This window comes from Bacillus sp. SIMBA_005, from assembly GCF_046535585.1.
GTDB lineage: Bacteria > Bacillota > Bacilli > Bacillales > Bacillaceae > Bacillus > Bacillus pumilus.
Window position 1 is genome coordinate 1 of the sequence record NZ_JAWRWI010000593.1, and the last position, 263, is coordinate 263.

Below are 263 nucleotides of genomic sequence, written 5' to 3' on the forward strand. Positions count from 1 at the left end.
GAGCGAAATTTATTGCGGAAACGTATCTTGAAAATGTGGAATGCTATAATGAAGTCAGAGGAATGTACGGATTTACGGGTACATATAACGGCAAAAAAGTATCAGTCCAAGGCACCGGCATGGGTGTTCCGTCTATCTCTATTTATGTGAATGAACTGATTCAAAGCTATGATGTTCAAAACTTAATCAGAGTCGGCTCATGCGGAGCCATCCGTAATGACGTGAAGGTGCGTGACGTGATTTTGGCTATGACGTCTTCAACG

The 263-nt window shown here is 42.6% G+C and carries 1 protein-coding gene; it reads left to right on the plus strand.

Going from position 1 to position 263, the window contains the following annotated elements; genetic code table 11:
* A partial coding sequence (locus tag SB660_RS21435) for a phosphorylase family protein (RefSeq protein ID WP_486304215.1) occupies positions 1–263 on the plus strand: 263 nt, incomplete at both ends.